The sequence below is a fragment of the Haemophilus aegyptius genome (genome assembly GCF_900475885.1).
Classification (GTDB): Bacteria; Pseudomonadota; Gammaproteobacteria; order Enterobacterales; family Pasteurellaceae; genus Haemophilus; species Haemophilus influenzae.
Genome location: NZ_LS483429.1, coordinates 977122 through 1002278, shown reverse-complemented (window position 1 = coordinate 1002278; position 25157 = coordinate 977122). Strand labels below are relative to the sequence as shown.

Annotated in this window: 25 protein-coding genes and 1 pseudogene; 17 read left to right on the top strand and 9 right to left on the bottom strand. The window is 37.7% G+C overall.

Annotated elements, in window-relative coordinates:
* Positions 1 to 218: 218 nt before the first annotated feature.
* The 9 genes from DQN49_RS05265 to mnmA all read left to right on the top strand — a co-directional run bounded on the left by DQN49_RS05265 (position 219) and on the right by mnmA (position 8716).
* The gene (locus tag DQN49_RS05265) at positions 219 to 1562 is read left to right on the top strand and encodes a Na(+)-translocating NADH-quinone reductase subunit A (RefSeq protein WP_006996307.1); all 1344 of its coding nucleotides are present in this window, start codon (positions 219 to 221) and stop codon (positions 1560 to 1562) included.
* A gap of 2 nt (positions 1563 to 1564) precedes the next feature.
* Positions 1565 to 2800: an NADH:ubiquinone reductase (Na(+)-transporting) subunit B gene (locus DQN49_RS05260; protein ID WP_006996306.1), complete on the top strand. Its 1236-nt coding sequence runs from the start codon at positions 1565 to 1567 to the stop codon at positions 2798 to 2800.
* Positions 2793 to 3527, top strand: coding sequence for a Na(+)-translocating NADH-quinone reductase subunit C (locus DQN49_RS05255; RefSeq protein ID WP_006996305.1), 735 nt, complete (start codon positions 2793 to 2795; stop codon positions 3525 to 3527). Before DQN49_RS05260 ends, DQN49_RS05255 begins: the two co-directional genes overlap by 8 nt.
* Positions 3527 to 4153 (top strand): NADH:ubiquinone reductase (Na(+)-transporting) subunit D, encoded by a 627-nt coding sequence (gene nqrD / locus DQN49_RS05250; protein ID WP_005648665.1) that lies wholly within the window; start codon positions 3527 to 3529, stop codon positions 4151 to 4153. Before DQN49_RS05255 ends, nqrD begins: the two co-directional genes overlap by 1 nt.
* A 3-nt stretch (positions 4154 to 4156) precedes the next feature.
* Positions 4157 to 4753, top strand: a complete 597-nt coding sequence (nqrE, locus tag DQN49_RS05245; protein WP_005631374.1) for an NADH:ubiquinone reductase (Na(+)-transporting) subunit E — start codon at positions 4157 to 4159, stop codon at positions 4751 to 4753.
* Between the two features lie 12 nt (positions 4754 to 4765).
* Positions 4766 to 6001 (top strand): NADH:ubiquinone reductase (Na(+)-transporting) subunit F, encoded by a 1236-nt coding sequence (nqrF, locus tag DQN49_RS05240; RefSeq protein WP_006996304.1) that lies wholly within the window; start codon positions 4766 to 4768, stop codon positions 5999 to 6001.
* A gap of 143 nt (positions 6002 to 6144) precedes the next feature.
* Positions 6145 to 7185, top strand: a complete 1041-nt coding sequence (locus tag DQN49_RS05235) for an FAD:protein FMN transferase (protein ID WP_006996303.1) — start codon at positions 6145 to 6147, stop codon at positions 7183 to 7185.
* A 2-nt stretch (positions 7186 to 7187) separates the two neighbouring features.
* A complete protein-coding gene (nqrM, locus tag DQN49_RS05230) occupies positions 7188 to 7448 on the top strand; it encodes a (Na+)-NQR maturation NqrM (RefSeq protein WP_006996302.1) in 261 nt (86 codons plus the stop codon).
* 116 nt (positions 7449 to 7564) lie between these two features.
* A complete protein-coding gene (mnmA, locus tag DQN49_RS05225; protein WP_111723564.1) occupies positions 7565 to 8716 on the top strand; it encodes a tRNA 2-thiouridine(34) synthase MnmA in 1152 nt (383 codons plus the stop codon).
* Between the two features lie 43 nt (positions 8717 to 8759).
* Here the strand turns inward: mnmA and pgeF are convergent, their stop codons facing one another.
* Positions 8760 to 9494: a peptidoglycan editing factor PgeF gene (gene pgeF / locus DQN49_RS05220; RefSeq protein WP_006996300.1), complete on the bottom strand. Its 735-nt coding sequence runs from the start codon at positions 9492 to 9494 to the stop codon at positions 8760 to 8762.
* A gap of 1 nt (position 9495) precedes the next feature.
* Entirely contained in the window at positions 9496 to 10470 is a 975-nt protein-coding gene (gene rluD, locus DQN49_RS05215; protein ID WP_006996299.1) for a 23S rRNA pseudouridine(1911/1915/1917) synthase RluD, read from the bottom strand.
* A 107-nt stretch (positions 10471 to 10577) separates the two neighbouring features.
* Between rluD and DQN49_RS05210 the strand changes: the two genes are divergently transcribed.
* Positions 10578 to 11366, top strand: coding sequence for an outer membrane protein assembly factor BamD (locus DQN49_RS05210; RefSeq protein WP_013526547.1), 789 nt, complete (start codon positions 10578 to 10580; stop codon positions 11364 to 11366).
* A gap of 79 nt (positions 11367 to 11445) precedes the next feature.
* Here DQN49_RS05210 and DQN49_RS05205 read toward each other — a convergent pair whose 3' ends face one another.
* The 4 genes from DQN49_RS05205 to focA form a co-directional block, all read right to left on the bottom strand.
* A complete protein-coding gene (locus tag DQN49_RS05205; RefSeq protein WP_006996297.1) occupies positions 11446 to 11928 on the bottom strand; it encodes a surface-adhesin protein E in 483 nt (160 codons plus the stop codon).
* Between the two features lie 31 nt (positions 11929 to 11959).
* A complete protein-coding gene (pflA, locus tag DQN49_RS05200; protein WP_006996296.1) occupies positions 11960 to 12700 on the bottom strand; it encodes a pyruvate formate lyase 1-activating protein in 741 nt (246 codons plus the stop codon).
* A gap of 129 nt (positions 12701 to 12829) precedes the next feature.
* Positions 12830 to 15142, bottom strand: coding sequence for a formate C-acetyltransferase (gene pflB / locus DQN49_RS05195; RefSeq protein WP_006996295.1), 2313 nt, complete (start codon positions 15140 to 15142; stop codon positions 12830 to 12832).
* Between the two features lie 37 nt (positions 15143 to 15179).
* On the bottom strand, positions 15180 to 16034 hold the full coding sequence (gene focA, locus DQN49_RS05190; protein WP_006996294.1) for a formate transporter FocA: 855 nt from the start codon (positions 16032 to 16034) through the stop codon (positions 15180 to 15182).
* A 504-nt stretch (positions 16035 to 16538) separates the two neighbouring features.
* Between focA and nagK the strand changes: the two genes are divergently transcribed.
* A complete protein-coding gene (gene nagK / locus DQN49_RS05185; protein ID WP_006996293.1) occupies positions 16539 to 17453 on the top strand; it encodes an N-acetylglucosamine kinase in 915 nt (304 codons plus the stop codon).
* 184 nt (positions 17454 to 17637) lie between these two features.
* Positions 17638 to 19077 carry an alanine/glycine:cation symporter family protein gene (locus tag DQN49_RS05180; protein WP_013527526.1) on the top strand — a complete coding sequence of 480 codons (1440 nt, stop codon included), beginning with the start codon at positions 17638 to 17640 and terminating at the stop codon, positions 19075 to 19077.
* A gap of 184 nt (positions 19078 to 19261) precedes the next feature.
* On the opposite strand, the pseudogene fghA reads toward DQN49_RS05180, so the two are convergent.
* A pseudogene (fghA, locus tag DQN49_RS05175) lies at positions 19262 to 19907 on the bottom strand (S-formylglutathione hydrolase); the annotation flags it as partial.
* 204 nt (positions 19908 to 20111) lie between these two features.
* Between fghA and DQN49_RS05170 the strand changes: the two are divergent.
* The 5 genes from DQN49_RS05170 to gdhA all read left to right on the top strand — a co-directional run bounded on the left by DQN49_RS05170 (position 20112) and on the right by gdhA (position 24018).
* On the top strand, positions 20112 to 20519 hold the full coding sequence (locus DQN49_RS05170) for a MerR family transcriptional regulator (protein ID WP_006996287.1): 408 nt from the start codon (positions 20112 to 20114) through the stop codon (positions 20517 to 20519).
* Positions 20520 to 20736: 217 nt separating this feature from the next.
* Complete coding sequence (gene tatA, locus DQN49_RS05165) at positions 20737 to 20964, top strand: twin-arginine translocase TatA/TatE family subunit (protein WP_005648696.1); 228 nt, start codon at positions 20737 to 20739, stop codon at positions 20962 to 20964.
* A gap of 3 nt (positions 20965 to 20967) precedes the next feature.
* Positions 20968 to 21528, top strand: a complete 561-nt coding sequence (tatB, locus tag DQN49_RS05160) for a Sec-independent protein translocase protein TatB (protein ID WP_006996286.1) — start codon at positions 20968 to 20970, stop codon at positions 21526 to 21528.
* A gap of 9 nt (positions 21529 to 21537) precedes the next feature.
* Positions 21538 to 22308: a twin-arginine translocase subunit TatC gene (tatC, locus tag DQN49_RS05155; protein ID WP_005658522.1), complete on the top strand. Its 771-nt coding sequence runs from the start codon at positions 21538 to 21540 to the stop codon at positions 22306 to 22308.
* 360 nt (positions 22309 to 22668) lie between these two features.
* Complete coding sequence (gene gdhA / locus DQN49_RS05150) at positions 22669 to 24018, top strand: NADP-specific glutamate dehydrogenase (RefSeq protein WP_013527524.1); 1350 nt, start codon at positions 22669 to 22671, stop codon at positions 24016 to 24018.
* A gap of 107 nt (positions 24019 to 24125) precedes the next feature.
* On the opposite strand, the gene fur is transcribed toward gdhA, so the two are convergent.
* On the bottom strand, positions 24126 to 24566 hold the full coding sequence (gene fur, locus DQN49_RS05145) for a ferric iron uptake transcriptional regulator (RefSeq protein WP_006996284.1): 441 nt from the start codon (positions 24564 to 24566) through the stop codon (positions 24126 to 24128).
* A gap of 28 nt (positions 24567 to 24594) precedes the next feature.
* Positions 24595 to 25119 carry a flavodoxin FldA gene (fldA, locus tag DQN49_RS05140; protein WP_005648709.1) on the bottom strand — a complete coding sequence of 175 codons (525 nt, stop codon included), beginning with the start codon at positions 25117 to 25119 and terminating at the stop codon, positions 24595 to 24597.
* Positions 25120 to 25157 lie beyond the last annotated feature (38 nt).

Below are 25157 nucleotides of genomic sequence, written 5' to 3'. Positions count from 1 at the left end.
GAAAAACAGAGATTTTCGCTAGAATAAGGCGTTTAATTTAGTCCAAATTCGATTTCTCGGTAAAATTATTAACTGTGAAATCAATCCATTTGAGTTTTTTATTTTGTGACATTAATGTTTTTTTAGCGGTTTGTCACACTCAAACGTGAGATTGCTTCTAGGGTATTTTTACTATATTAGCAATTGTATTTTTAACCTTGAAAAGTAGTGCAAATAGTATGATTACAATTAAGAAAGGTTTGGATCTCCCAATCGCGGGAAAACCAGCACAAGTAATCCATAGCGGCAACGCTGTGAATCAAGTTGCGATTCTAGGTGAGGAGTATGTGGGGATGCGTCCTTCAATGAAGGTACGCGAAGGCGATGTTGTGAAAAAAGGTCAAGTACTTTTTGAAGACAAAAAAAATCCTGGTGTAATTTTTACAGCCCCTGCAAGCGGTACCATCACTGCAATCAATCGTGGCGAAAAACGTGTATTACAATCTGTTGTTATTAATGTAGAAGGTGATGAAAAAATCACTTTTGCAAAATATAGCACAGAACAATTGAATACACTTTCTTCTGAACAAGTAAAACAAAACTTGATAGAATCTGGCTTATGGACGGCATTACGTACTCGTCCATTTAGTAAAGTTCCATCCATTGAAAGTGAAGCATCTTCTATTTTTGTAAACGCGATGGATACCAATCCATTAGCAGCCGATCCCTCTGTCGTATTAAAAGAATATTCGCAAGACTTCACTAACGGTTTAACCGTATTAAGTCGTCTATTCCCTTCAAAACCATTACACTTATGTAAAGCGGGCGATTCTAATATTCCCACTACTGATCTTGAAAATTTACAGATTCATGATTTTACTGGTGTTCATCCAGCTGGTCTTGTAGGGACGCATATTCACTTTATTGATCCTGTCGGTATTCAAAAAACTGTATGGCATATCAATTATCAAGATGTAATCGCTGTAGGTAAATTATTTACAACAGGTGAACTTTATTCAGAACGAGTAATTTCTCTTGCAGGTCCTCAAGTGAAAGAACCTCGTTTAGTACGTACAATAATCGGTGCTAATCTTTCTCAATTAACCCAAAATGAATTAAGTGCGGGTAAAAATCGTGTAATTTCTGGCTCAGTTCTTTGTGGTCAAATAGCAAAAGATTCACATGATTATTTAGGTCGCTATGCTTTGCAAGTATCAGTAATCGCTGAAGGTAATGAAAAAGAATTTTTTGGTTGGATTATGCCACAAGCCAATAAATATTCTGTGACTCGTACCGTATTAGGTCACTTCAGTAAAAAATTGTTTAATTTTACTACTTCAGAAAATGGTGGCGAACGTGCAATGGTGCCAATCGGTAGCTATGAGCGCGTAATGCCGTTGGACATTTTACCTACATTATTATTACGTGATTTAATCGTGGGCGATACCGATGGTGCTCAAGAGTTAGGTTGTCTGGAATTAGACGAAGAAGACTTGGCGTTATGTTCTTTCGTTTGTCCAGGCAAATATGAATACGGTTCAATCTTGCGTCAAGTCTTAGATAAGATTGAGAAGGAAGGTTAAAAATGGGTTTGAAAAATCTTTTTGAAAAAATGGAACCTGCGTTTTTACCCGGTGGTAAATACAGCAAGCTTTATCCGATCTTTGAATCGATTTATACCTTGCTTTATACACCAGGTACGGTAACGCACAAAAACACTCACGTTCGTGATGCGTTAGATTCAAAACGTATGATGATTACGGTTTTCCTTGCGTTGTTCCCTGCGATTTTCTATGGGATGTACAATGTGGGTAACCAAGCGATTCCAGCGTTAAATCAATTAGGCAATTTAGATCAACTAATTGCTAACGATTGGCACTATGCTCTTGCAAGTTCATTAGGTTTAGATTTAACTGCCAATGCAACTTGGGGCTCTAAAATGGCTCTTGGAGCAATTTTCTTTTTACCAATTTACTTAGTGGTATTTACCGTTTGTACTATTTGGGAATTGTTATTCTCTGTGGTTCGTGGTCACGAAGTAAATGAAGGAATGTTCGTTTCAACCATTTTATTTGCGTTGATCGTTCCACCAACATTGCCACTATGGCAAGCCGCATTAGGTATTACTTTTGGTATCGTTGTTGCAAAAGAAATTTTTGGTGGCGTAGGTCGTAACTTTATGAACCCTGCACTTGCTGGGCGTGCGTTCTTATTCTTCGCATATCCAGCTCAAATTTCAGGCGATACGGTTTGGACTGCCGCAGATGGTTTCTCTGGTGCAACCGCACTTTCACAGTGGTCACAAGGTGGTCAAGGTGCATTGCAACATACCGTAACAGGCGCTCCAATTACTTGGATGGATGCTTTTGTTGGTAACTTACCTGGTTCAATGGGGGAAGTTTCTACCCTTGCAATTTTAATCGGTGGCGCAGTGATTGTGTTCACTCGTATTGCCGCATGGCGCATTATTGCTGGTGTGATGATTGGCATGATTGCAACCTCAACCTTGTTTAACCTAATTGGCTCAGAGACTAACCCTATGTTCTCAATGCCTTGGCATTGGCACTTTGTTTTAGGTGGATTTGCATTAGGTATGGTATTTATGGCGACCGATCCTGTTTCAGCATCTTTTACTAATACTGGTAAATGGTGGTACGGTGCATTAATTGGCGTAATGGCTGTATTAATTCGTACTGTAAACCCAGCCTATCCAGAAGGAATGATGTTAGCGATTTTATTTGCAAACTTATTTGCACCGATTTTCGACTACATCGTTGTTCAAGCAAATATCAAACGTCGGAGAGCAAGAACAAATGGCTAAGTTTAATAAAGACAGCGTAGGCGGCACAATCCTTGTTGTGCTACTACTGAGTTTAGTTTGTTCCATTATTGTTGCTGGTTCCGCAGTAATGTTAAAGCCTGCACAAGAAGAACAAAAGTTACTCGATAAACAAAAAAATATCTTAAATGTAGCTGGTCTTTTACAAGAAAACACGAATGTAAAAGAAACTTATGCAAAATTTATCGAGCCCCGTTTCATTGATTTAGCAACGGGTGAATACACACAACAAGCAGATGATAGCCAACAAGCAATTCCTGCTGATGCGGATAAAGCACGTATTCGTTCTCGTAGCAAAACAACTGAAGTTTATCTTGTAAAAGATGAACAGGGTCAAACTCAACAAGTTATTTTACCAATTTATGGCACTGGCTTGTGGTCAGTGATGTATGGCTTAGTATCTGTTCAACCAGATGGTAATACTATTAATGGAATCACTTACTATCAACACGGAGAAACACCGGGATTGGGCGGAGAAATTGAAAATCCAAACTGGGCAAGTCTATTTAAAGGTAAAAAATTATTTGATGAGCAACATCAACCTGCCATTCGTATTGTGAAAGGTCAAGCTCCACAAGATGAACATAGCATTGATGGTTTATCTGGTGCAACTTTAACAGGTAATGGTGTTCAAGGTACCTTTAATTATTGGTTCAGCAAAGATGGCTTTGGTCCATATCTTGAAAAACTTCATTCAGGAGCAAACTAATGTCTGGAAAAACAAGTTATAAAGATCTGTTGTTAGCGCCAATTGCTAAAAACAACCCTATTGCATTGCAAATCTTAGGGATTTGTTCTGCATTAGCTGTAACAACAAAATTAGAAACTGCTTTTGTTATGGCGATTGCAGTTACCTTAGTAACTGGATTATCAAACTTATTTGTTTCCCTAATCCGCAATTATATCCCTAACAGCATTCGTATTATTGTACAGCTCGCAATCATCGCTTCGCTTGTTATCGTAGTGGATCAAATTCTAAAAGCCTATGCTTATGGTTTATCTAAACAACTTTCGGTATTCGTTGGTTTGATTATTACTAACTGTATCGTAATGGGGCGTGCTGAAGCATTTGCGATGAAATCCCCTCCAGTTGAAAGTTTTGTAGATGGTATCGGAAATGGCTTAGGTTATGGTTCAATGTTAATTATCGTAGCATTTTTCCGTGAACTTATCGGTTCAGGTAAATTATTTGGTATGACGATTTTCGAAACTATTCAAAATGGTGGCTGGTATCAAGCAAATGGTTTATTCCTACTTGCACCAAGTGCATTCTTTATCATCGGATTTGTGATCTGGGGATTAAGAACTTGGAAACCAGAACAACAGGAGAAGTAATCAATGGAACATTATATTAGCCTATTTGTTAAGGCAGTCTTCATTGAAAATATGGCACTTTCTTTCTTCTTAGGAATGTGTACTTTCTTAGCGGTATCTAAAAAGGTGTCCACTGCGTTTGGTCTTGGGATTGCGGTAACTTTCGTTCTTGGTATCGCAGTGCCAGTAAACCAATTAATTTATGCAAATGTACTAAAAGAAAATGCTTTAATTGAAGGTGTAGATTTATCATTCTTAAACTTCATCACTTTCATTGGGGTTATTGCTGGTTTAGTGCAAATTCTTGAAATGGTGTTAGATAAATTTATGCCATCTCTTTATAACGCATTAGGGATTTTCTTACCTTTAATCGCAGTAAACTGTGCGATCTTTGGTGGGGTATCTTTCATGGTTCAACGTGATTACAATTTCCCTGAATCTATCGTGTATGGTTTCGGCTCAGGTTTAGGTTGGATGTTAGCGATTGTAGCGCTTGCTGGCTTAACGGAAAAAATGAAATACGCTGATATTCCTGCTGGATTAAAAGGTTTAGGTATTACCTTTATCTCTGTTGGTTTAATGGCACTAGGCTTTATGTCTTTCTCTGGTATTCAATTATAAGGAGTGTAATCAATGAGCGATTCAGTAATTCTTGCACTCGGTATTGCCGCATTCACGGTTATTGTATTAGTGTTAGTGGCAATCATCTTATTTGCGAAATCAAAATTAGTCGATTCTGGTGATATTACTATCGGCATCAATGACGATCCTGAAAAAGCAATCACATTACCTGCAGGTGGCAAATTATTAGGGGCTTTAGCAAGTAAAGGTATTTTCGTGTCTTCTGCTTGCGGTGGCGGTGGCTCTTGTGGTCAATGTATTGTTAAAGTGAAAAATGGTGGCGGAGAAATTCTTCCAACCGAACTTTCTCACATTAACAAACGTGAAGCAAAAGAAGGTTATCGTCTAGCTTGTCAAGTTAATGTAAAAGGTAATATGGAAGTTGAACTTCCAGAAGAAATCTTCGGCGTGAAAAAATGGGAATGTACTGTTATTTCTAACGATAACAAAGCAACCTTTATCAAAGAGCTTAAATTGGCTATTCCTGAAGGCGAGGAAGTGCCTTTCCGTGCAGGTGGTTATATCCAAATCGAAGCTGAACCACATGTGGTGAACTATAAAGATTTCGATATTCCAGAAGAATACCACGAAGACTGGGATAAATATGATTTATGGCGTTATGTCTCTAAAGTGGACGAGCATATTATCCGTGCTTACTCAATGGCTTCATACCCTGAAGAGAAAGGTATCATTATGCTTAACGTTCGTATTGCGACTCCACCACCACGCCAACCTGATGCACCTCCGGGTCAAATGTCTTCTTATATTTGGTCATTAAAAGCAGGAGATAAAGTCACAATTTCTGGTCCATTTGGTGAATTCTTCGCGAAAGAAACTGATGCAGAAATGGTATTTATCGGTGGTGGTGCGGGTATGGCTCCAATGCGTTCACATATCTTCGACCAATTAAAACGTTTACATTCTAAACGTAAAATGTCGTTCTGGTATGGTGCACGTTCTAAACGTGAAATATTCTATCAAGAAGACTTTGACCAATTACAAGCTGAAAATCCAAACTTTGTATGGCACGTGGCACTTTCAGATGCATTGCCTGAAGATAATTGGACTGGCTATACAGGCTTTATTCACAATGTACTTTATGAAAACTACTTGAAAAATCATGAAGCACCAGAAGACTGTGAATACTATATGTGTGGGCCTCCAGTGATGAATGCAGCTGTAATTAAAATGTTGAAAGATCTTGGTGTTGAAGATGAAAACATTTTATTAGATGACTTTGGTGGCTGATTTTAGTTAATCAATTCATCATAAAAGCTGACCGCACTTTGTGATAAAGTGCGGTCAAAATTTAAGATGTTTTTAAACATTTTCTATGATTACAGGTAAGTTTTGTTGAGTTTGCCAGTAATTCACAAATTTAGGAAATCCAGATGAAAAAATTAATAAGCGGTATCATAGCGGTAGCAATGGCATTAAGTCTTGCTGCTTGTCAAAAAGAAACAAAAGTTATTTCTTTAAGCGGTAAAACAATGGGGACAACTTATCATGTTAAATACCTTGATGATGGTTCAATAAAAGCAACATCTGAAAAGACGCATGAAGAAATTGAAGCAATCTTAAAAGATGTGAACGCGAAAATGTCCACTTACAAAAAAGATTCGGAATTGAGCCGCTTCAATCAAAATACCCAAGTGAACACACCGATTGAGATTTCAGCAGATTTTGCCAAAGTATTAGCTGAAGCGATTCGTTTAAATAAAGTGACCGAAGGTGCATTGGATATAACTGTTGGTCCTGTCGTGAATTTATGGGGATTTGGTCCTGAAAAACGCCCCGAAAAACAACCTACTCCAGAACAATTAGCTGAACGCCAAGCGTGGGTTGGCATTGATAAAATTGCCCTAGATACTAACAAAGAAAAAGCTACATTAAGTAAAGCACTTCCTCAAGTTTACGTAGATTTATCGTCAATTGCTAAAGGCTTTGGCGTTGATCAGGTGGCTGAAAAGTTAGAACAATTAAATGCTCAGAATTACATGGTTGAAATCGGCGGTGAAATTCGTGCGAAAGGAAAAAATATTGAAGGTAAAGCTTGGCAGATTGCCATTGAAAAACCAACTACAACAGGCGAAAGAGCGGTTGAAGCTGTCATTGGATTAAACAATATGGGAATGGCAAGTTCTGGCGATTACCGTATTTACTTTGAAGAAAATGGCAAACGCTTTGCACACGAAATTGATCCAAAAACAGGTTATCCAATTCAACATCATTTAGCCTCAATTACGGTACTTGCACCAACCTCAATGACTGCAGATGGCTTATCTACAGGGTTATTTGTGCTGGGGGAAGACAAGGCGTTAGAAGTGGCTGAGAAAAATAATCTTGCCGTTTATTTAATCATTAGAACAGATAATGGTTTTGTTACCAAATCATCCTCTGCTTTCAAAAAATTAACAGAAACAAAAGAATAGTTATGCAAACTTTATTTTTTACTTTAATCGCTTTCGTCGCAATTATATTGTTGATGTCTATCGGATTTATTATCAAAAAACAAAGTTTAAAAGGCAGCTGCGGTGGTTTATCTACCCTTGGTATTGCCAAAGCTTGCGATTGTGATAAACCTTGCGACACGCTTCAATCAAAATTAGATGCAGGCGATGAACAAGCGAAAACTGAATATGAGCAAAAATTTGCGAAAAAAGATGATGACTCGCAATTTTATCAAGTGAAATAACTTGCTCAAAAATGACCGCACTTTATGTGCAAAATAAAATTAACGGCAAAATTATTTTGCCGTTTTCTCATTCAATGACCAATGTGCTTCGCCTTAACCGAAGTTACGGGAGAACTATGTTAATTTCAAATACTTATAATCAACACTTTCCTCAATTGACGCAAGAGCAGCTTGCGAGCAATGCGACAAAAAAAGTCATTTGTGGTATGTCTGGTGGCGTGGATTCTTCTGTGTCAGCTTTTATTCTTCAACAGCAAGGCTATCAGGTTGAAGGCCTGTTTATGAAAAACTGGGAAGAAGATGATGATACGGATTATTGTACTGCCGCAGCTGATCTTGCAGATGCTCAGGCTGTATGTGATAAGTTGGGGATTAAACTACATAAAATTAATTTTGCGGCAGAATATTGGGATAATGTCTTTGAGCATTTTTTAACTGAATATAAAGCAGGACGCACTCCGAACCCAGATATTTTGTGTAATAAAGAAATTAAATTTAAAGCATTTTTAGAATATGCAGCTGAAGATCTCGGTGCAGATTATATTGCAACAGGGCATTATGTACGTAGAGCCGGTGATGATGAAAATGCAAAATTATTAAGAGGTTTAGATGCTAATAAAGATCAAAGTTATTTTCTTTATACTTTAAGCCATAAACAAGTAGGGCAAAGTTTATTCCCCGTTGGTAAAATCGAGAAGCCCATTGTTCGCGCTATTGCTGAAGATCTTGGCTTAATTACGGCGAAGAAAAAAGATTCTACAGGGATTTGTTTTATTGGTGAGCGTAAATTTAAGGATTTCTTAGCACGCTATTTACCAGCTCAACCAGGTAATATTCGCACTGTAGATGATGAAATTATTGGTCGCCATGATGGATTAATGTATCACACATTGGGACAACGCAAAGGATTAGGCATTGGTGGTCTAAAAAATGCGGGAGATGAAGCTTGGTATGTAGTAGATAAAGATGTAGAAAATAATGAACTTATTGTCGCGCAAGGTCACGATCATCCTCGTTTATTTTCAAAAGGATTGATTGCCAGCCAATTACATTGGGTTGATCGCGAACCAATTCGAGAGTCATTACGTTGCACGGTGAAAACGCGTTATCGCCAACAAGATATTCCTTGTGTGATTGAACCAATTGATGATGAAACTATTCGAGTGATTTTTGATGAACCTCAATCAGCTGTAACCCCAGGGCAATCTGCCGTATTTTACCTTGGCGAAGTTTGTTTGGGTGGCGGTATTATCGCAGAAAGAATATAAAACAAAGATGACTAAAAGCGCGTAAAATGCGCTTTCAAACTATTTATTCAAACCAAATGACACTCGCCATTCGTCCCGTTTGATTGTCCCTGCGATAAGAAAAGAACTTTTCTTTTTCGTTGAATGTACAGTGATTTCCACCATAAATTTGCGTAATACCTAGATTGTTTAATCGCTGAGTTGCAATTTGATAAAGATTACTCAGGTATTTACCGTCTTCGATTGCATCAGGTTGAAAGGCGAGTTTGGCTTTTTCATCTACTGCAACAAACTTTTCTACAATATCAATCCCAACTTGAAAGGCCTTTGGACCTATTGCAGGGCCAAACCACGCGATAATATCTTCAGGTTTAGCTTGAAAATATTTCACTGTTTCTTCTAGTACGCCATCGCATAAACCACGCCAGCCAGCATGTGTTGCAGCCACTTCATTGCCAGATGTTGTAGTGAATAGAACTGGCAAACAGTCTGCAGTCATAACAACGCAAACTTGATTGGGAACATTTGTATAAACTGCATCCGCTTCAAGATTTTGTCCCGAATAAGGTAATTGAAGTACTCGAGTGCTGTGTGTTTGCGTTAAAAATATAGGTTTTTGTGGCAAGCCAAATTTTTCGACTAATAAAGTGCGGTTAGTTTTTACCGCACTTTTATCATCACCGACATGATCGCCTAAGTTGAAACTCAAATAAGGCTCTAAGCTCACGCCCCCTTCACGAGTAGTGGTAAAGGCATGAATATTCTTTGGAACATTCCAATTGGGGTTAATTGCTTGCATATTAATAATCTAACTCATCTTTATGTTCGAGATAGTCGGCTTTGAGGGCATTAAGCAATTCAACAAAGTCATCTGGTAATGGTGCATACCATTCCATCATCTCCCCTGTGATTGGATGAGCTAAGCGTAACATGACCGCATGTAAAGCTTGGCGTTTGAAATTACGCAATACTTCCATAAAGTCTTCGCTCGCATTTTTTGGTGGACGAGGGCGTCCGCCATAGGTTTGATCGCCTAGCAATGGATGGGCAATATGTGCCATATGAACGCGGATTTGATGCATGCGCCCCGTTTCTAAACGTAAACGTAAACGGGTGTAGTTACGGTAATTTTCCATAATACGATAGTGGGTGACAGCGGGTTTTCCCATTGGATGAACCGCCATTAAAGTACGTTTGGTTGCATGACGAGCCATAGGTTGATCTACTGTGCCACCTTTGGTCATAATGCCTGAAGCGACCGCTTCATATTCGCGCGTAATTTTGCGTTTTTGTAGGTCACGTACTAACTTAGTTTGAGCAGGAATGGTTTTAGCAACAACCATTAGACCTGTCGTATCTTTATCTAATCGATGCACAATTCCTGCTCTCGGTACTTCTACAATCGGCGGATAATGATAGAGTAACGCATTGAGCACGGTTCCATTTGGATTGCCAGCACCTGGGTGTACCACAAGATCTTTTGGTTTGTTAATCACAATAATATCATCATCTTCATACACGATATTCAATGGAATATTTTCTGCTTCAAAACGTGTTTCATCTTCCACTTCAACAATAATCTCTATTCTCTCTCCTCCAAGCACTTTCTCACGCGGAATATTAGTAATGCGGTCGTTAAGTTTTACGAGATCGGCTTCAATCCATGTTTTTAATCGGGAACGAGAATATTCAGGGAACAACTCTGCAAGTGTTTGGTCTAAACGCTGTCCCATTTGTTCAGGCTGCACTTCAGCCGAAAGGGTAATTTGTGGCATAAATAGCTCTCAAAAATTTTAAAAGTTGGCTTATTGATTAATATTCTATACAATAGCGGACAATTGTATCTTATTTATTGGTTTTCGTAAAAATTAAGGAAAAAACAATGCGTAAAATAAAATCTTTGGCATTGCTTGCCGTGGCAGCATTGGTTATTGGATGTTCAAGTGGTTCAAAAGATGTTGAACAAGCATCGGTAAATGAATTATACACAAAAGGTACAACATCATTACAAGAAGGTAGTTACTCTGAAGCCATTCGCTATTTAAAAGCGACGACTGAACGTTTCCCTGGTAGTATTTATCAAGAACAGGCGATGCTAGATTTAATTTATGCAAACTATAAAGCACAAGATTATACGCAAGTATTATTGATGGTAGATAGCTTTTTACATCAATTTCCACAAAGCCCAAATCAAGCCTATGCGGTATATATGGCTGGCTTAACTAATGCAGCAACAGGTGATAATTTCATTCAAGATTTTTTTGGAATTGACCGTGCTACACGTGAAACAACCTCTATGCGTACCGCTTTTTCTAATTTCCAAAACTTAGTTCGTGTATTCCCTAATAGCCCTTACTCACAAGATGCTTTAGCTCGTATGGCTTATATTAAAGATGCACTGGCTCGTCACGAATTAGAGATTGCAAAATTCTATGCAAAACGTAAAGCGTGGGTAGCAGTTGCAAATCGTGTGGTAGGAATGTTAAAACAATATCCTGATACTAAAGCAACTTATGAAGGATTATTTCTGATGCAGGAAGCTTATGAAAAAATGGGTTTAACCGCATTAGCAAATGATACTCAAAAAATTATTGATGCGAATAAAGATAAAACTTTTGCACCAATCGAAAAACCAAACGAGCCAGACTTAAAAGTGCCAGCAGTAAAATAGCAATAACTGCAGAAAAATCAAATACCCTCTGCACCCTAAAAGTTGAATAAAATTTAAACTAATTAAGGTGCAGATTTTTTTATTTTTTATCAACTGAAAATGCTTTACCATAATTTGCACAAATAATCTGAGCAGCATTATAAAGCGTTGTATCAGGTGTTAAACTTAACGTATGTTTCTTTTGCTTTTTAGGCGCTGCCCGCAAACCCTGTCCCCAAAATTCGTCATAGAAATCAGTTCGCACTTGAGTTAAATGATAATTTGCACAATTCAAAATCTTATACTGACGAACAGAACGTGCATAACGTTTAGGCTCAGGATAAACATACAATCCCTTATCTAAATTCACCACTGCATCAAAATGTACAATTTGTGGCTCTTGGTTATCCACCCAGATCGATTCACTATCGATGTAATAATTCACATTCTTTACCAAACGTATATATCCGCTTCGTACATCAGTCGGCGGTGTCAGCTTCACATCATTTTGTTCAGCCTTTTGAGTTTGAGCAGAACAGGCGGTAAGTAACCCAAGTGATAATGTTAAAATAATTTTTTTCATTATTTACTCCTTATGTTAGCTGACATTTATTCTAGAATTTTACAGTGTGTCCATAACCTTCTAGAATTGTTTTAATATGCTCTAACGATTCTTTAGTTGGCGGTAATACATTTTCAAGCTCATAATCTAACCCAAGGGTTTTCCATTTATGTGCACCTAATCGATGATAAGGAAGAAGTTCAACTTTTTCAATATTGGTCATACCTTCAATAAACTGACCTAATAAATGCACATCGTGATCGCTATCAGTATAACCAGGCACCACAACATAACGAATCCAAGTATGTTGATTACGTTTTTGCAAATATTTTGCAAATTCAAGGGTACGTTTATTTGGCACCCCAATAAGATTTTGATGAACTTGATCATTAAGTTCTTTTAAATCGAGTAAAACAAGATCTGTTACATCTAATAATTCATCAATAATATGATCATAATGACGTACAAAACCATTTGTATCTAAGCAAGTATTAATCCCTTCTACTTTACAAGCTCGGAACCAATCTCGCACAAATTCTGCTTGTAGCACAGCCTCACCACCAGATGCCGTCACGCCACCACCAGTCGCATTCATAAAATGACGATAACTCACCACTTCTTTCATCAGCTCTTCCACACTGATTTCGCGACCACCTTCAAGATCCCAAGTATCACGATTGTGGCAATATTTGCAGCGCATCAAGCAGCCTTGCATAAATAAAATAAAACGAATACCTGGCCCATCTACAGTGCCACAGGATTCAAAAGAGTGAATTCGTCCAAGAACTGACATACATAAATTTCCTAAAATTAGATATAGCTAAATTTTACCAAATATTTAGTCTATAAAAAATGAGCCTGATTTAAATCAGGCTCATACATATTATGTTCCCGCCAAAGTGCGGTTAAATTTTATCGTGTTTTAGAACGATTCTGTGAATGTACGAGTGACGACGTCTTGTTGTTGCTCTTTAGTTAAAGAGTTGAAACGTACTGCGTAACCAGATACACGGATAGTCAATTGTGGATATTTATCCGGATTTTCCATTGCATCTAACAACATTTCACGGTTTAACACGTTCACGTTTAAGTGTTGGCCACCTTCAACTGTTGCTTCGTGGTGGAAGTAACCATCCATTAAGCCAGCAAGATTACGGCGTTGCGCTTCTGCATCGTTACCTAACGCATTTGGTACGATTGAGAAGGTATAAGAAATACCATCTTTCGCGTAAGCAAATGGAAGTTTAGCTACAGAAGTTAATGATGCTACCGCACCTTTTTGGTCACGACCGTGCATTGGGTTAGCACCTGGTCCGAATGGCGCACCTGAGCGACGACCATCTGGAGTGTTACCTGTTTTCTTACCATAAACAACGTTAGAAGTAATGGTTAATACAGATTGTGTAGGCACAGCGTTGCGGTAAGTTTTAAGTTTTTGAATTTTCTTCATGAAACGTTCAACTAAGTCACAAGCGATGTCATCAACACGGTTGTCGTTGTTACCATATTGTGGATATTCACCTTCGATTTCGAAGTCGATTGCTACGTTGCTTGCTACAACATTGCCATCTTTATCTTTGATGTCGCCACGAACTGGTTTAACTTTCGCATATTTAATTGCAGAAAGTGAGTCTGCTGCAACAGAAAGACCTGCGATACCACAAGCCATGGTACGGTATACATCACGATCGTGTAATGCCATTAATGCTGCTTCATATGAATATTTATCGTGCATATAGTGGATTACATTTAAGGCAGTCACATATTGTTTTGCCAACCAATCCATAAAGCTATCCATACGAGTCATTACTGTATCAAAATCTAATACTTCATCAGTAATTGGTGCAGTTTTCGGGCCTACTTGCATACCTAATTTTTCATCGATACCGCCGTTGATTACGTATAACAATGTTTTCGCTAAGTTTGCACGTGCACCGAAGAATTGCATTTGTTTACCCACAATCATTGGTGATACACAACATGCGATTGCGTAGTCATCGTTGTTGAAGTCTGGACGCATTAAATCATCGTTTTCGTATTGAACTGATGAGGTATCAATCGATACTTTTGCACAGAAACGTTTGAAGTTTTCAGGTAATTGTTCAGACCAAAGAATGGTTAAGTTTGGTTCTGGAGAAGTACCCATGTTGTAAAGAGTGTGTAAAATACGGAATGTATTTTTGGTTACTAATGTACGACCATCTAAACCCATACCAGCGATGGTTTCAGTTGCCCACATTGGGTCACCAGAGAATAATTGATCGTATTCAGGTGTACGTAAGAAACGAACCATACGAAGTTTCATAACTAAGTGGTCAACTAATTCTTGCGCTTCAGTTTCAGTAATTTTCCCTGCTTTTAAATCACGTTCGATGTACACGTCAATAAAGGTTGCGGTACGACCGAATGACATTGCAGCACCATTTTGTGATTTGATTGCAGCAAGATAAGCAAAGTACATCCATTGAATGGCTTCTTGAGCATTAGTTGCTGGGTTAGAAATATCATAACCATAGCTTGCTGCCATTTGTTTTAATTGACCTAATGCACGGTGTTGTTCTGCGATTTCTTCACGTAAACGAATTGTTGCTTCAAGATTTACGCCATCTTCTAAATCTTTTTGTAAAGAAGAGAATTGTGCGTATTTATCTTTCATTAAGAAATCTACACCATAAAGTGCTACACGACGGTAGTCACCGATGATACGACCACGACCATAAGCATCTGGAAGACCAGTTAATACCCCAGATTTACGGCAACGTAAAATATCTGGCGTATAAACATCGAATACACCTTGGTTATGTGTTTTACGGTATTCAGTGAAGATTTTTTTCACTTTTGGATCAAGTTCACGACCATAAACTTTACAAGAACCTTCCACCATTTTGATACCACCGAATGGCATAATGGCACGTTTTAAAGGTTCATCAGTTTGAAGACCAACGATTTTTTCTAAATCTTTGTTAATGTAACCGGGTGCGTGAGAGATAATGGTAGATGGTGTATGTTCATCAAAATCTAATGGCGCGTGAGTACGGTTTTCAATTTTAATTCCTTCCATTACAGATTCCCAAAGCTTGGTTGTTGCTTCGGTTGGACCTGCTAAGAAAGAGTCATCGCCTTCATAAGGGGTATAGTTTTTTTGGATAAAGTCACGTACATTGACATTTTCTTGCCAATCGCCACCAGCAAAACCAGCCCACGCCAATTTTTGCATTTCATTAAGTTCTGACATAGTCATTTCCTTTGTTAATTAATAAATAAGTAAATCTTTAATGCGTTTTGGTTAAATAACGTTGGAATACACCAATACAAATTGCCCCGCCGACAATATTTCCCAACGTTACAGGGATTAAATTCTTCACGATGAAATGGTACAAATCTAAATCTTCGTATTTCATCGGATCAACACCGATTTGTTGCCAAAATTCAGGTGTACTAAAATGTGCGGTAATAATTCCCATCGGAATCATAAACATATTAGCCACACAGTGTTCAAATCCTGATGCAACAAACAAACCAATCGGCATAATCATAATAAATGCTTTGTCTGTAACAGTCTTACCAGAATAAGACATCCAAACCGCCACACACACCATAATGTTACATAAAATACCTAGGTTAAAAGCTTCAAACCAAGTGTGATGAATTTTATGTTGGGCGGTTGCAAGAATTGTTAAACCCCATTGACCATTTGCTGCCATTGTTTGTCCACTAAACCAAATAACAGCCGCAATAAATAAACCACCAACGAAGTTGCCCAAATATACTACGATCCAATTTCGAATCATTTGTGTCGTGGTGATTCTACCGCCTACACGGGCGACTAAAGTTAAAGTAGAAGAAGTGAATAATTCAGATCCTAAAATCACCACCATAATTACGCCCAAGGAGAAGACTAATCCACCTACTAACTTGGTTAATCCCCAAGGTGCGCCTGCACTAGCAGTTTGTGTTGTCGTGTAAAATACAAAGGCTAAGGCAATACAAGCACCAGCACTAATACCGGACATAAACGATAAAAATGGACGTTTATTTGCTTTATAAGTTGCTGTATTTTCTGCATAATCCGTTGCTTCAACAGGTGTGAGCGCAACAGAAGATAGTTTTTGATTTTCTGATGCCATAATCAAACTCCAACTATTGACATTGAAAAAGTTGATGAAAATTTAATACTTTTAACAAGTTTACGACTACAAATACTTCTATAATTGGTGCTATTTTACTCTCCTCCCCTTTCATTGCAAAGAAAAGCAAAAATTATTTCAACAAACTTTGATATTTTGCAAGGTTTGTTTAATTAAAGACAAAATTCCCATATTAATATTCGCTCAATTTCATACATTCAGAGTAAGTAAAGCACTTAATTTGAAACTTGTTTTATTCGCGTAATACCGTGAATTCCCCCAGATAATCATCCACTTTTCCAAAACCTTGATTATTCACAACAGGCAAATTCAGAATTTTTTCAAACGAACCAGATTAAGTGTATAGACTTGCTATTTTGAGTAATTAATAGCATTATTTTGATCTTTTTGAAGAAAAAGGCGATCTTTGTCATAAAATAATGATTTAAGTGCGGTTAAAATTTTGGTTAATTTTAAGTTCACTTCTTTATACAGGAGCAGATTATGTATTATGGTTTAGATATTGGTGGCACGAAAATAGAGCTTGCCGTATTCAATGAAAAATTAGAAAAATTATATTCTGAACGGGTGCCAACACCTAAAACCGACTATGAAGAATGGCTTAACACGATTGTGGATTTAGTGAATCGTGCTGATGAAAAGTTTGGTGAAGTGGGCACCGTAGGTTTGGGCGTACCTGGTTTTGTTAATCAACAAACTGGATTAGCCGAAATTACCAATATTCGTGTGGCAGATAATAAACCAATTTTACGCAATCTGTCTGCACGTTTAAGCCGTGAAGTGCGGGCAGAAAATGACGCAAATTGTTTTGCGTTATCTGAAGCATGGGATACGGAAAATCAGCAATATCCGACTGTACTTGGTTTAATTCTTGGGACTGGTTTTGGTGGCGGCTTTGTCTTAAATGGTAAAGTTCATTCAGGTCAAGTGGGAATGGCGGGAGAGCTTGGTCATTTACAACTAAATTATCATGCCTTGAAATTATTGGGATGGGATAACGCCCCAATTTATCAATGCGGTTGTGGCAACAAGGCTTGTTTGGATAATTATTTGTCTGGTCGCGGTTTTGAAATGCTTTATCGAGATTTGAAAGGCGAAACATTATCCGCTCGTGAAATTATTGATTTGTTCTATCAAGGCAATGAAAGTGCGGTAGATTTTGTGAACCTTTTTGTTGAGTTGGCGGCGATTTCTATTGGCAATATCATTACGGCATTTGATCCGCATATGATTGTGTTAGGTGGTGGATTATCTAATTTTGATTACCTTTATGAGGCTTTACCAAAAGCACTACCGCCTCACTTGATGCGGACAGCAAAAGTTCCACCAATTAAAAAAGCGAAACACGGCGATTCTGGTGGTGTGCGTGGTGCAGCAGCATTGTTTTTAACCAAATAATTCAACAAACTAGTGGGGCGTATTCAAATAATATGCCCTTTGTTTTTGAAAAATATTTAGAATATTCTAAATTTATTAGATTTTTTCTTTTTTGTTTTTCTTTTCTTTAGAGAAATTATTAAAAAATCTCGCCTTTTCATTGAAAAACCATACAATCAAATTATTTATCGCTTGAGGGATGATTATGGACTTTGAATTTTCAAAAATGTTAGAAGAAGTGCTAACTTGGATAGTCGCACACCTTGATGGACCTTTATGGGATGCCACAATTGTTATTTTGCTTGGGACTGGTCTATTTTTTACCATTACAACAGGATTTGTGCAGTTCCGTTTATTCCCAGCAAGCCTTCGTGAAATGTGGTTTGGTCGTGCGGTGGAGGGAAGTTCATTAACACCTTTCCAAGCGTTTACGACAGGTCTTGCGAGCCGCGTTGGTGTGGGTAACATTGGTGGGGTTGCAACGGCAATCGCCTTGGGAGGCGAAGGCGCAGTGTTTTGGATGTGGGTAACGGCATTTATTGGTATGTCGAGTGCTTTCGCTGAATCTACCCTTGCTCAATTATTTAAAATTCAAGATAAAGATGGATCATTCCGTGGTGGCCCTGCTTATTATATTGTGCAAGGTTTAAAATCACGTTGTATGGCAGTGGCTTTTGCACTTGCATTAATTTTTACATTTGGTTTTGCCTTTAATTCTGTGCAGGCAAACTCTATTGTTGAAGCAACGAGTAATGCATGGAGTTGGAAAGGGGAATATGTCGGTATTTCATTAGTAATTTTGACCGCACTTATTATTTTCGGTGGCGTTAAGCGTATTGCGATTATTTCGAGCAACCTTGTACCAATGATGGCACTTTTCTATTTGATTATGGCGGTAATTATTCTTGGTATGCATATTGATATGATCCCTTCCGTGATTCATCGTATTGTTCAAAGTGCATTTAGTTTTGATGCTGCCGCTGGCGGAATGTTTGGTGCATTGGTATCGAAAGCAATGATGATGGGGATTAAACGTGGTTTATTCTCAAACGAAGCGGGAATGGGATCTGCGCCTAATTCGGCTGCAGCAGCTCACGTTAAGCATCCAGTTAGCCAAGGTTTAGTGCAAATGCTCGGTGTGTTTGTTGATACAATGATCGTTTGTACTTGTACTGCCGTTATTATTTTGCTTTCGAATAATTATGGTAGCGAAACGCTCAAAAGTATCTCACTTACGCAAAATGCTTTGCAATACCACATAGGTGAATTTGGGGTGCATTTCCTGGCGTTTATCTTATTGTTATTCGCTTATTCTTCTATTATTGGTAACTATGCTTATGCGGAAAGCAATATCCGTTTTATAAAAAATAAACCTTGGTTTGTATTTTTGTTCCGTTTAATGGTGCTATTTTTCGTGTATTTCGGTGCGGTTCGCTCTGGCAATGTGGTGTGGAATTTTGCAGATACGGTGATGGCAGTCATGGCAATCATTAACTTGATCGCAATTTTGATGTTGTCGCCAATCGTATGGAAATTAATGAAAGATTATCAACATCAGCTTAAAGAAGGAAAAACGCCAGAGTTTAAAATTGACGAATACCCTGAATTACGTAAGAAAATATTTGATTCTCGCATTTGGAAATAAAGATAAAATGACTAGAAAGAGATTATCTACCTTTCCAAAGAGTTAGATTATTATTTAAAGAAATTTTTTGATATTGTTTCAGGCTTGGTTCTTCTATTTCAGACTGAATAAACTATTGCCGGCACTTTTTACCGCTCTCGTGCCGGCTATCCCAAACTGCTTTGAAAACTGACCGCTCTTTAGCTTACTTCAAAAATGCCGCATGATAGGCAATATGCTCGCCAATAAAACTGGCGATGAAGTAATAGCTGTGATCATAGCCTTTATGGAAGCGCACATCGACCGGCTGATTTGACACGCTACAGGTTTCGATAAAATCTTCGGTACGCAATTGTGTAGGCAAAAAACTCATCTTCCAAGCCCTGATCAATGCGTATACATTGCACTTTATAGCCTTGTTGAATGAGCGAGCTGACATCATATTGCTGCCATTTTTCACGATCTTCCCCTAAATAGGCAGAAAAGGCTTTTTCTCCCCAAGGCACAAGGCTTGGCGACAAAATGGGCGAAAAAGCAGAAACACTTTGATAACGTTCTTGGTTTCGCAGTGCCAATACCAATGCACCGTGTCCGCCCATTGAATGTCCCATAATGGAACGTTTGCCGTTGGTAGGGAAATTTGCTTCAATCAAATCAGGCAATTCATTCAAGATATAATCATACATTTGATAATTCATCGCCCAAGGCTGCTCGGTCGCATTAAGATAAAAGCCCGCTCCCTGCCCTAAATCGTAAGCCGCATCGTTCGGCACTTGCTCTCCACGAGGGCTAGTATCAGGCGCAACCACAATCACTTGATGTTCTGCCGCATAACGCTGAAAGCCTGATTTCTACAATTTGTAAGGGTTGATTTGGGGCGAATGCTACCGCAGCACGAGATTTGATGGTTGAGTTGATTTGTTTAATTTCCATTGCTTTTCCTCTTAATTCATTGACAAATTTGCCTTGCCTAAGCAAGATAGCATCAGTGTACACTTTAGAGTTCACTCTAAAGCAAGTGTTTTTTTATCATTTTTGTTTAAAGGGAATAAAAAGTGACTTACACCACCGCTAAAGCTGCTGAAAAAATAAGCATTCCCGCCTACACCTTACGCTTTTATGACAAAGAAGGCTTGTTACCTAATGTCGGACGTGATGAATACGGTAATCGCCGTTTTACCGACAAGGATTTGCAATGGTTGAGTTTATTACAATGCTTGAAAAATACAGGAATGAGCTTAAAAGACATCAAACGCTTTGCGGAATGTACCATCATTGGCGACGATACTATTGAAGAACGCCTTTCCTTATTTGAAAATCAAACAAAAAATGTAAAGTGTCAAATTGCCGAATTAAAACGTTATTTAGATTTGCTTGAATACAAATTAGCGTTTTACCAAAAAGCGAAAGCACTAGGCTCGGTAAAAGCTGTGAATTTACCGCAAATTCCTGAAACGAGCTAAAAGGATAAAAGTGCTCACATCACAGAATTAGAAGAAAAATACAATTTTTAGAGATAGATCAATTTTAACTTTTTTATTACATAAATAAGTTAAAAATCAGGTTTCGTGATCAAGATCAGGATAACATAAAAATAATCTCCGATAGCTATTGTTCTAAATGGCTAAAAAGAGTATATTCCGAGCCAAATTTTTTCTTTTTTACAGAACGGAGTTTATTATGTTTGGTTTATCCCCCGCTCAACTGATTATTTTATTAGTCGTTATTTTGTTGATTTTTGGCACGAAAAAATTAAGAAATGCTGGCTCAGATCTTGGCGCAGCAGTGAAAGGTTTCAAAAAGGCGATGAAAGAAGATGAAAAAGTAAAAGATGCGGAATTTAAGTCTATAGATAATGAAACAGCGTCTGCAAAAAAAGAAAATATAAAAGAGAAAGAACAGGCTTAATCCGTGTTTGATATTGGTTTTTCAGAACTTATTTTACTAATGGTTTTGGGATTGGTTGTATTAGGCCCGAAACGTTTGCCTATAGCAATTCGCACTGTAATGGATTGGGTAAAAACAATTCGTGGTTTAGCTGCTAACGTTCAAAATGAGTTGAAACAAGAGCTAAAATTGCAAGAATTACAAGATAGTATTAAAAAAGCGGAATCCCTTAACTTGCAAGCTCTTTCACCAGAATTGAGTAAAACGGTGGAAGAATTAAAAGCTCAAGCAGATAAGATGAAAGCGGAGCTAGAAGATAAAGCAGCTCAAGCTGGTACAACGGTGGAAGATCAAATCAAAGAAATCAAAAGTGCGGCTGAAAATGCAGAAAAACCTCAAAATGCAATCTCAGTTGAGGAGGCCGCAGAAACTTTATCTGAAGCAGAAAAAACACCTACAGATTTGCCCGCACTTGAAACTCACGAGAAAGTAGAACTGAACACACATTTATCTAGCTATTATCCTCCTGATGATATTGAAATCGCTCCAGCGTCAAAATCTCAATCTTCAAAAACTAAATCATAGCGAGTTTTTATGAGTAATGTGGATGAATCTCAACCTTTAATTACGCACCTTGTTGAACTAAGAAACCGTTTATTACGCTGTGTGATTTGTGTAGTGTTGGTTTTTGTTGCTTTGGTGTATTTTTCCAATGATATTTATCATTTTGTTGCTGCACCTTTAACGGCTGTTATGCCAAAAGGCGCAACAATGATTGCAACCAATATTCAAACGCCTTTCTTTACGCCAATTAAATTAACTGCGATTGTTGCAATTTTTATTTCTGTCCCTTATTTGCTTTATCAAATTTGGGCTTTTATTGCACCTGCTTTATATCAGCACGAAAAACGGATGATTTATCCGTTGTTATTTTCCAGTACGATTTTATTTTATTGCGGTGTTGCTTTTGCTTACTATGTCGTCTTTCCTCTTGTATTCAGCTTCTTTACACAAACAGCCCCAGAAGGCGTTACCATCGCAACAGATATTAGTAGTTATTTAGATTTTGCTTTAGCGTTATTTTTAGCTTTTGGCGTTTGTTTTGAAGTGCCAATTGCGATTATTCTACTTTGCTGGACTGGTATTACCACTGTAAAGGCTCTTTCCGAAAAACGCCCTTATATTATTGTTGCGGCATTTTTTATTGGAATGCTTTTAACGCCTCCTGATGTTTTTTCACAAACTTTGCTTGCCATACCGATGTGCTTGCTGTTTGAGCTCGGTCTATTGGTCGCTCGATTTTATCAACCAAAAGACGACGAAAGTGCGGTTAAAAATAATGATGAATCAGAAAAAACACAATGATGAACTGAATTGTTAATCGTATGGGAGCTTTGCCCCCGTTTTTATTATATTGATATAACCCTAATTTTGTTTTTTCATAAAACATATTTTCGTAGTGATTTACTAGAAATATGATTTGTAATCTGCTCTATATTTTTATTGAAAATATGATTACCTGATGGTTTTCTGTCGTTTTTTTATTTTTTATCTAATAAATACGATATTTTTTTAGATAATTTCTTTACTTTTTCCTTTTCTTTAAATTTCCTTTATAAAATGGTTGCAAGATTAAATTAGCCATTGCATATTGTCTATGCGCCTCACGAGGCGAATACAATAAAAATACAATACACACAACATCAACAAAGAGGGAAATTCATTATGTCAAAAGTTGCTTCCTTAGACGCATTTTTAACAAAAGTTGCTCAACGCGATGGTTATCAACCTGAATTTTTACAAGCGGTTCGCGAGGTATTCACATCAATTTGGCCTTTTTTAGAAGCCAATCCTAAATATCGTTCAGAAGCATTATTAGAACGTTTAGTTGAGCCTGAACGTGCATTTCAATTCCGTGTGGCGTGGACTGACGATAAAGGGCAAGTGCAAGTAAACAGAGCATTTCGTGTACAATTTAATAGTGCCATAGGCCCATTTAAAGGGGGAATGCGTTTCCATCCATCAGTAAATTTATCTATCTTAAAATTCTTAGGTTTTGAGCAAATCTTTAAAAATGCTTTAACAACATTGCCTATGGGCGGGGCAAAAGGCGGTTCAGATTTTGATCCTAAAGGCAAATCTGATGCTGAAGTTATGCGTTTTTGCCAAGCATTAATGGCTGAACTTTATCGTCACGTAGGAGCTGATACAGATGTTCCCGCAGGCGATATAGGTGTTGGTGGGCGCGAAGTTGGCTATTTAGCTGGCTATATGAAAAAATTATCAAACCAATCAGCCTGTGTTTTCACTGGTCGCGGTCTTTCTTTCGGTGGTAGTTTAATTCGTCCGGAAGCAACGGGATATGGATTAGTTTATTTTGCTCAAGCAATGCTTGCTGAAAAAGGCGATAGTTTTGCAGGTAAAGTAGTTTCAGTTTCTGGTTCTGGTAATGTAGCACAATACGCTATTGAAAAAGCATTATCTCTTGGTGCAAAAGTAGTAACTTGTTCTGATTCATCAGGTTATGTTTATGATCCAAATGGATTTACTACTGAAAAATTAGCCGCACTTTTCGATATTAAAAATACAAAACGTGGGCGTGTGAAAGATTATGCAGAACAGTTTGGTTTGCAATATTTTGAAGGTAAACGCCCTTGGGAAGTGCAAGTTGATATTGCGCTTCCTTGTGCAACTCAAAATGAATTAGAACTTTCTGATGCACAACATTTAATTAAAAATGGTGTGAAATTAGTGGCTGAAGGTGCGAATATGCCAACAACAATTGAAGCAACAGAAGCATTACTAGCTGCAGATGTATTATTTGGCCCGGGTAAAGCTGCCAACGCTGGTGGTGTTGCTACTTCTGGTTTAGAAATGGCACAAAGTTCACAACGTTTATATTGGACAGCGGAAGAAGTGGACGCTCAATTACATCGCATTATGTTAGATATTCACGCAAACTGTAAAAAATACGGCACAATTGAAGGTCAAGAAAACATTAACTATGTTGTTGGGGCAAATGTAGCAGGCTTTGTTAAGGTGGCTGATGCAATGTTAGCCCAAGGCGTTTATTAACAAATAAAAAAGTTAAACTAAATAACCGCACTGTAATAAAGTGCGGTTATTTTTTAGGATGAAATTTGAATATAAGAAAGGCGACATTTTGTCGCCTTAGATATTATTTATTTTGAATTGTTTTCGTCACAATGATTAATATCACTGCATTTACCGTAAAGATACACGTTATGCGTTTTTAATTTTATGCCGTATTTTTCACTGATTTCACGCTGACGTTGTTCAATAATATTATCCGTAAATTCAAATACTTTACCGCAATCTTCACAAATAATATGATCGTGATGTTCTGTTGGGGCAAGCTCAAAAACGGATTTATTTCCCTCAAAATTATGACGGATTACAATATGTGCTTCATCAAATTGATTAAGCACACGATAAACTGTGGCTAATCCAATTTCACTACCTTGTTCCAGCAAAATTTTATAAACATCTTCTGCAGAAAAATGTTCATTTTTATGATTTTGCATTAAAGCGAGAATAGTTAAGCGAGGCTCTGTAATTTTTAATCCCACTTTTTTGAGTAATTTAATATTTTCTTCAGACATAATTTTTCTTCCTATTATGCACAAAATACTAAGCCAATTCAGCTAAGCACATTTCATCATAAATTTGTTTACACCATTTTTCTACACGCTCTGCGGTAAGCTCTGGTTGGCGATCTTCATCAATACATAATCCGATGAACGTGCCATCTTCCAATAAGGCTTTCGAAGCTTCAAAATTATAGCCTTCTGTTGGCCAATTTCCTACCACAATTGCACCGTGTGGCTCTATAATATCGCGCACAGTTCCGATAGCATCACAGAAATAATCTGCATAATCTTCTTGATCGCCACAACCGAAAATACCTACAAGTTTATCTGTAAAATCAATTTCTTCGAGTGTTGGGAAAAAGTCATCCCAGTCTGCTTGTGCTTCGCCGTAATACCAAGTTGGGATACCGAAAAGCAAGAAATCGTATGCTTCAATATCTTCTTTGCTACTTTTGGCAATATCACGAATATCAATTAAATCACTACCTAATTGTTTTTGGATTTGTTTTGCGATGTTTTCAGTATTTCCAGTATCACTACCATAAAAAAGACCAACTATTGCCATTTTTATTTCCTTTTTTATATTAAATTTAATCTATTGAT